We start from the raw sequence: 7152 nt of genomic DNA on the forward strand, positions 1-7152 counted from the left end.
GCGCAAAGAAAATTTCTTCTTGAAATCAATTTTGCAGATGCGATGCAGGAGTTAAATGCCTTGAGACTATAGCAAAGCACCGCGCGCAGCGATGGGCCAAACCGCCTCTACGGTATTGCCCCGAACGCAAATAATTTCATCGTATAAGTTGACAGTCGGATCGCAATGACCGGGTATGAGCATGATGGAGTCACCAAGTTTCAGCGGCGATTCTGCGGAGAGCTCAAGCACGCCATGCTCATCCGAGGCTTTGAGGTAGTTTGCATCGGTTCGTTGCCAGACTAGGGGCATCCCAGAGTCCACGCTAGATGCTTTGAGGCCGGCATCGACCACGGCGCGACCCTGAGTTGGGTGACTGAGTATGGCGGTTTTAATAAACAAGGCGTGCTCAAACGCTAAGTCACCTGCATCACGCTGGTTTTTGGCATAGTCGCGGTCCATCAAAATATAGGAGCCTGCTTGTACCTCATTAAAAATCGATGAGCTACCTTCCAGCATCACCGAGCCAGTGCCAGCGCCAGTAATGCGTTCTACCGCGATGCCCGCCTGCTCAACCGCCGCCTTCGCTTCAGCCGCCTTAGCACATACGGCCGCAATAGCATCTTGCCGTTCTTTAGGGAGGCGGTAATGCTGGGCGCTACCGTGGTAGCACTGTAAGCCCATGAAATGTAAGTAGGGCGCTTGATCAATAAGACGAGCCAGTGCGACAACTTGCTCAATCGAAGTAGCGCCGCAGCGACCCATCCCCACATCCACTTCAATATAGACATCGATCTTGATTTTGCGCGCGCTACTCGCCTGAGCAAAGGCAGCAACTTGATCTTCATGATCAACCAAGACACCGATGCGCGCTTGTTCCGCTAAATCAAGTGCATGAGCCACTTTCTTTTCGCCGACTACTTGGTTAGTAATCAGAATGTCCTTAACCCCGGCTGCAACAAAGACTGCCGCTTCACTGACTTTTTGACAGCAGATACCAACTGCACCTGCTGCAATTTGACGTAATGCAATATCAGGGCACTTATGGCTTTTGGCGTGGGGACGTAAGCGGACCTTGCTGCCCGACAATGCATTTTGCAGAAGCCCCAGGTTGCGCTCAAAGGCATCCATATTCAGAATTAAAGCGGGCGTATCGATCTCATCAAAGTGATCGCCGGCGCGGGCTGCTTTCCAAGGTGCCATGGTGGATTCCACACTAAAAACGTAAATTTTAGGGTATTTCTTATAAAAGCTACGTTCTTCGCTTCGCAGCCCTGAATACGTCATCATATTGACACGAAGGCAACTGATGATTGCATACTCATCAAAGGACGCGGTATGAACGAATTTAATGACCCTGTTGTTAATCCCCTTTACGGTTCCAGCACTCACCTCGTATCCCTTTCTGGTCGCCGACACTTTTTAAAGTCAAGTGCTGCTTTGTTGGCTGTCCTCAGTCCTATTTATGGTTCGTCGCAAGGTTTGTCTAAATCGGTCTGGGGCAAATCCCCCCGTTTTACTTTTGAAACGGTAGGCCTGGAGCGTTCCAGCGATGGCATTGCGGTACCAAAAGGTTACCGCTGGTCAGTGGTAGCGGCATGGGGTGATCCCATCAACGGCAAGTTTCCTGTGATTTCGTATGACGTCATTAATTCTCCGCAGCAACAGGCTAAGCAATTTGGCATGCACCACGACGGCTGCGCATTCTTCCCCGACGCAGGCTTCGCAGACCGTGGCTTGTGGGTGGTAAATCACGAGTACACCGACGATGGCTTATTGCATCCCGATGGCATGAAAACCTGGTCGGCTGAGAAGGTAGAAAAAAGCCAGGCTGCGCATGGTGTTACCGTTGCGCAAATTCAGAAGCAAGCCAATGGTCAGTGGCAAGTGACATCCAGTCCTTTCGCGCGGCGCATTACGGCATACACGCCATGCGCAATTTCGGGGCCCGCTGCTGGTAACCCGCGCATGCAAACGGCATTTGATCCGCATGGCAAGTTGGTATTGGGTACTTTAAATAATTGTGCGAATGGCGTGACGCCCTGGGGTACATATTTAACATGTGAAGAAAATATCAATGGCTACTTTGTAAAAACAGGTGCATCCACCAAGGAAGAGCAACGCATTGGTATTAATGCCAAAGGCTTTGGTTATCGCTGGCACGAGTTTGATGCCCGTTTTAATGCGGATCTGCATCCCAATGAGGCCAATCGCTTTGGTTGGGTGGTGGAGATTGATCCACGCAATCCAGATAAGGCACCCATCAAGCGTACTGCCTTAGGTCGATTCAAACACGAGGGAGCAGCAGTCACGCTAGCTAAAAATGGCCGAGTAGTGGTGTACATGGGTGACGACCAGCGTGGAGAGTATGTATACCGCTACGTTAGTAAACATGCCTATCAAGCTAATCGGCCCGAACTGAATCAATCCTTATTGGATGAAGGTACTTTGTATGTAGGCCAGTTTGCGGAGGGTGGCAAAGGCCGCTGGATTCCATTGGTTCATGGGCAAGGGGGTTTAACTCCGGCCAATGGCTTTCCGGATCAAGCCTATATTCTGATTGAGGCGCGCCTTGCGGCGGATCACGTTGGGGCAACTCCATTGGACCGCTCAGAATGGGTCGCTGTCCATCCAACAGCCGGTGATGTGTATTTATCCCTGACGAATAATAACCAGCGGGGTAAAGAGTTCCCACTCAATGCCGTAAATCCACGCGCCAATAATGCAATGGGGCACATTGTTCGCTGGAAGCCCAATCAGCTGGATGCGGCCAGTGACCAGTTTGAATGGGAAATTTTTGTTTTGGCCGGCGATCCAGAGGTACAAGACCCTAATCAAAAAGGAAATATTAAGGGTGATGTATTTGGTTCACCCGACGGTTTATGGTTTGATCCGCGTGGCATGCTGTGGATGCAGACCGATATATCATCGGGCGCACTTGGAAAAGGCCCCTACGCTCGTATTACTAACAACATGATGTTTGCGGCAGACCCCATTAGCGGTGAATTTAGGCGTTTTTTAATTGGCCCTAACGGATGCGAAGTCACTGGAATGGATTTCACGCCCGACTACAAGACCATGTTTATCAATATTCAGCACCCGGGCGAGAGCCCCAGCGAGCGCAGTAATCCAGAAAAACCAAAAGCAAATAGCGATTGGCCAGACCGAACTTTATTCTCAAGACCACGCTCGGCAACGATTGCAGTTTGGCGTGAGGATGGGAAACCGGTTGGCGTGTAGCTAAGGCTTGCGTGAAAGTAGTAAAGGCCTAAATGAGAACGGGCTGTTCTTGCTGCCATCGATGGTAATTTCTACTGCTTCTACTTGTTCATCACCCATGACTTGCACTCGATATACCTGATGCAGGGGCCGTCTATTACTGCCTCCTGGCGCCATGAAGGGCTGATCAATGATGAGGCGATGGCTATCACCATGAATAATTAAAGTAGGTTTAGCTAATTCAGCTAACTTTCGATTCATTAGCAGAATGCTATCGCGCAAGCCGCTTTGATCCGAGGTAGCTGATTTGCTCGTATAAAACATGTCAGCCTGAAAAGCCAAGACCAGGTGATCGATGGAGTTTTGCTTTGCAGCAGCAAAGACCGTTTCAAGCCAAGCTAAGTTAGCCCGGTTACGGGGGACATACTCTGCTTGCTGAGCAAAATTATTGTTTGAGCCAACAATGTGCACAGTTGCAAATAGTGTTTTTCCTGAAATCCAATACGCGTTTTCCACAAACTCGGAAAACTGCGGCTGAAGATCAGATTGACGAATGAGTGCAATGGGATTTTTGCCCTGGCTTTTAGCGTCGGTAAAGTGCAGGGCACGAATAAACTGCAGGCGCTCAACCGGGTCATAGCCACCGGCATTGAGGCGATGGCAGTCGGTCCACTCGTTGTCACCGGGCGTGTAGATTAAGGGGGCTTCAAACAGGTTGAATGAGGCATGTATTTTGCGCAGGTAAGCATCACTGCAGGGCGAACCACCACTTTTAGTGTCGCCAACAAAAATACTAAATTGGGGTTTTTGACGGTTAATTTCTTGAATTAAGGCAAAGTAAGCCTCTTCATCTTTAGTTCGGTAAGGCAAATCGCCTAGTGCGATAAAACGTATCGGCTCTGCTTTTGCAACGCACCCGAGCAATACGAAACTGATGAAGCAGATCATGCGAACGCATTGAAGGGGGTTTTTATTCATATAAGTGACATATTCCCTGGTTACATTAGTAAGATGGAATCATTGCAGTTTCTAACATGCCCGCTTTGCCATTCAATCGAAACGCTATCCAGCCCATCCGAGGTTATTACGCAATTTCACCGTTGCGTGCATTGTAAAAAACCCTATAAGGCCAGTAAAAACGACTGTTGCATTTTGTGCAGCTATGGAAACTTGCCATGCAATCAGATTGAGCAAAATTTGGCGCTGTAAGGCATTTGGCTCAGCTCTAAGTCTTTTTAACCGAATTGTGTGTCAAAACAGTGTCATACAACGCAATTAAATTAGGAACATTCATTAGAGGAAGTTCAATTGGCAATTAATCAGGAAGAACTCGCTGAGTGGTACAAACGGGCCCAAGAAGAAATTCTCGATGACCTCGATGAAGAGCTTGAGCTGGAGATGGACGATCTGCGTTTAAGTGATGACAGTGACTCACCGAATGCCCTCAACCGCCAAGTTTACTTTCGTGAATTGTTTCGCTTGCAAAAAGAGCTTATCAAGTTGCAAGACTGGGTGGTTCATAAAAAACTCAAAGTAGTTGTTTTATTCGAAGGGCGTGATTCAGCTGGCAAGGGTGGTGCTATTAAGCGTATTACGCAGCGTCTGAACCCACGGGTTTGCCGGGTTGTTGCGCTTACCGCGCCTTCCGAGCGTGAAAAGACCCAATGGTACTTTCAGCGCTACATTGCCAATCTGCCTGCCGCAGGTGAGATCGTGTTATTTGATCGCAGTTGGTATAACCGAGCCGGCGTTGAAAAAGTCATGGGGTTTTGCAGCGATGCGGAGTACCACGAGTTTCTCAATACAGTACCTGAGTTTGAAAAAATGATCATCCGCTCCGGAATCATTTTGATTAAGTACTGGTTCTCGATTTCCGATGAAGAGCAATATAACCGCTTTACACAGCGCATTCATGATCCTTTAAAGCAGTGGAAGCTAAGCCCGATGGACCTAGAGTCCCGTCGCCGCTGGGAGGACTACACCAAAGCGAAAGAAATGATGCTGGAAAAGACGCACATTCCAGAGGCGCCTTGGTGGGTTGTTGCTGCTAATGATAAAAAGCGTGCTCGCCTCAATTGCATTCAGCATTTACTTAATCAAATTCCCCATCAGGAAATTGAGCACGCCGCGGTTATTCTGCCTGAGCGCGTACATAACCCGGATTACATTCGCGGCCCAGTACCCAAGGAAATGTACGTTCCCGACGTCTACTAGTACAGTTGTTTTAGTCTAAGCGGCGGCTTTTCTTCTCCCCAAACGAAGAAGGCGATTGTTTGGTATAAATCCTGCTTGCCATACGCCAGTAGGATTAGGTATTCATGCCACACACCGATTCGGTCTTTGCCTTTGTTGATATTGAGACCACCGGTTCTCGGGCAGAGCTCGACCGCATTACCGAGATTGGCATTCTGACCCTTGATTCCGATGGCGTTTCGGAATGGTCGCGCTTAATCAATCCAGATACCTATATACCTAAAAACATTCAACACCTGACGGGCATTACCCCCGAGATGGTGGCCACGCAGCCACCGTTTTCTGAGATTGCCAATGCGCTGTATATGGAGCTCAAAGATAAGATCTTCATTGCCCACAATGCCCGCTTTGACTACAGCTTTATTAAGGCCGAGTTTAAAAAAGTCGGGATTGATTTTTCGCCCAAGGTGCTCTGTACGGTAAAGCTATCCCGGCGTTTATTCCCCAATCAGGCGCGCCATAATTTAGATACCCTGATTGCGGTGCATGGCTTGCACGTTGCCAATCGCCACCGCGCTTTAGATGATGCCAAATTGTTGTACGACTTCTGGCAAGAGTGCATTCGCTTGTTTGGATTGGATCGCTTACAAACCGAAGTGGATTATTTGCTGGGTAGTTCGAGCTTGCCAGTTCACATCGATAAAGCGCTAGTAGAGGAGATTCCGAGTCGCCCCGGCGTGTATATGTTCTACGCAGAAAATCGTCAGCCTCTCTATATCGGTAAAAGCATTGATCTGCGTGCGCGCGTGAAAGGGCACTTTCATGCGGCGCTGACGAATCGCAAAGAAATGAAGATTGCTATGCAGATCCGTGATATTGATTGGATCGAGACGGCTGGAGAACTCGGCGCCTTGATTTTGGAATCGCGCCTGATTAAAGAAAAACTACCCACCTTTAACGTCAAGTTGCGTCGCTCCAAAGACTTGTGCGCATGGCAGCTGATCGAGTCTACTGAGCACCTTCAGTTGCAGCTCGTGAATCACCAGGATTTAGAGCCTGGCAAACAAGATAACTTATATGGTCTTTTTTACAACAAGCGGGAAGCCTTGGCGAGCCTGCAATCGATTGCTAAAAAGAATCAGCTGTGTGAGGCCATCTTAGGTTTAGAGAAGCGGCAAGGGCAGGGGGCTTGTTTTGGTTTTCATGTGAAGCAGTGCAATGGTGCCTGCATCGGCTTAGAGCCGGCAGCCATCCACAATCTGCGCCTCAAAACTGCGCTCCTCAAATTGAAAGTCGCATCCTGGCCCTATCAAGGTGCCATCGCCATCCACGAGGGCGACGACTTGCATCTGTTTGACCATTGGTGCTACCTCGGAACGGCAGCGAATGAGGCAGAAGTGGAAGAACTGCTAAGTGACGGCCGGCCCGAGTTTGATCTGGATATTTATAAGATCATCCGTAAAACCCTTAAAAAAACCAAGGATTTGGGTTTGCGTGTTACCGCCCTGGAATTCCCACAGAATCGGCATGAGGCTGTCGAATTCCCCTAATTAGTGCTTTGTCCTATCTCCTAGGGTAAGTACCGTTTACGCTTTAATAAAAAATTGCGACTATGGATGTCCATTCTTCCGGAGGAGCATTCATGAAGCATTCGATTAAACGCACCGCACTGTCCACTGCCATTGTTGTTGGCATGGCTGGCTTTGCTGCTAGCCCCGCTTTGGCGTGGGAACCTACTAAACCCGTTGAGTTTGTGATTCC

6 protein-coding genes are annotated in these 7152 nt (G+C 48.9%); 4 read left to right on the top strand and 2 right to left on the bottom strand.

Annotated elements, in window-relative coordinates; all coding sequences use genetic code 11:
• Positions 1-66: 66 nt before the first annotated feature.
• Positions 67-1182 (bottom strand): DSD1 family PLP-dependent enzyme, encoded by a 1116-nt coding sequence (locus Q8M75_RS02705; protein WP_305485921.1) that lies wholly within the window; start codon positions 1180-1182, stop codon positions 67-69.
• Positions 1183-1317: 135 nt separating this feature from the next.
• Here Q8M75_RS02705 and Q8M75_RS02710 point away from each other — a divergent pair, with 135 nt between their 5' ends.
• Positions 1318-3219, top strand: coding sequence for a PhoX family phosphatase (locus Q8M75_RS02710; RefSeq protein WP_305485923.1), 1902 nt, complete (start codon positions 1318-1320; stop codon positions 3217-3219).
• Here Q8M75_RS02710 and Q8M75_RS02715 read toward each other — a convergent pair whose 3' ends face one another.
• On the bottom strand, positions 3220-4176 hold the full coding sequence (locus Q8M75_RS02715) for a hypothetical protein (protein ID WP_305485925.1): 957 nt from the start codon (positions 4174-4176) through the stop codon (positions 3220-3222). It abuts the gene before it with no gap.
• 33 nt (positions 4177-4209) lie between these two features.
• Between Q8M75_RS02715 and Q8M75_RS10105 the strand changes: the two genes are divergently transcribed.
• The 3 genes from Q8M75_RS10105 to Q8M75_RS02725 all read left to right on the top strand — a co-directional run bounded on the left by Q8M75_RS10105 (position 4210) and on the right by Q8M75_RS02725 (position 6941).
• Positions 4210-4407 carry a GDCCVxC domain-containing (seleno)protein gene (locus Q8M75_RS10105; RefSeq protein ID WP_371131732.1) on the top strand — a complete coding sequence of 66 codons (198 nt, stop codon included), beginning with the start codon at positions 4210-4212 and terminating at the stop codon, positions 4405-4407.
• 99 nt (positions 4408-4506) lie between these two features.
• Positions 4507-5412: a polyphosphate kinase 2 gene (ppk2, locus tag Q8M75_RS02720; protein WP_305485927.1), complete on the top strand. Its 906-nt coding sequence runs from the start codon at positions 4507-4509 to the stop codon at positions 5410-5412.
• A 104-nt stretch (positions 5413-5516) separates the two neighbouring features.
• Positions 5517-6941, top strand: coding sequence for a 3'-5' exonuclease family protein (locus tag Q8M75_RS02725; RefSeq protein ID WP_305485930.1), 1425 nt, complete (start codon positions 5517-5519; stop codon positions 6939-6941).
• The last annotated feature ends 211 nt before the right edge of the window (positions 6942-7152 follow it).

Origin of the sequence: Polynucleobacter sp. (assembly GCF_030693775.1) — a bacterium.
Classification (GTDB): Bacteria; Pseudomonadota; Gammaproteobacteria; order Burkholderiales; family Burkholderiaceae; genus Polynucleobacter.

Bases quoted from the DNA above. Each gene is read 5' to 3' on its own strand.
- Q8M75_RS02705 (WP_305485921.1), bottom strand. From the start codon at position 1,182: ATGGCACCTTGGAAAGCAGCCCGCGCCGGCGATCACTTTGATGAGATC.
- Q8M75_RS02710 (WP_305485923.1), top strand. From the start codon at position 1,318: ATGAACGAATTTAATGACCCTGTTGTTAATCCCCTTTACGGTTCCAGC.
- Q8M75_RS02715 (WP_305485925.1), bottom strand. From the start codon at position 4,176: ATGAATAAAAACCCCCTTCAATGCGTTCGCATGATCTGCTTCATCAGT.
- Q8M75_RS10105 (WP_371131732.1), top strand. From the start codon at position 4,210: ATGGAATCATTGCAGTTTCTAACATGCCCGCTTTGCCATTCAATCGAA.
- Q8M75_RS02725 (WP_305485930.1), top strand. From the start codon at position 5,517: ATGCCACACACCGATTCGGTCTTTGCCTTTGTTGATATTGAGACCACC.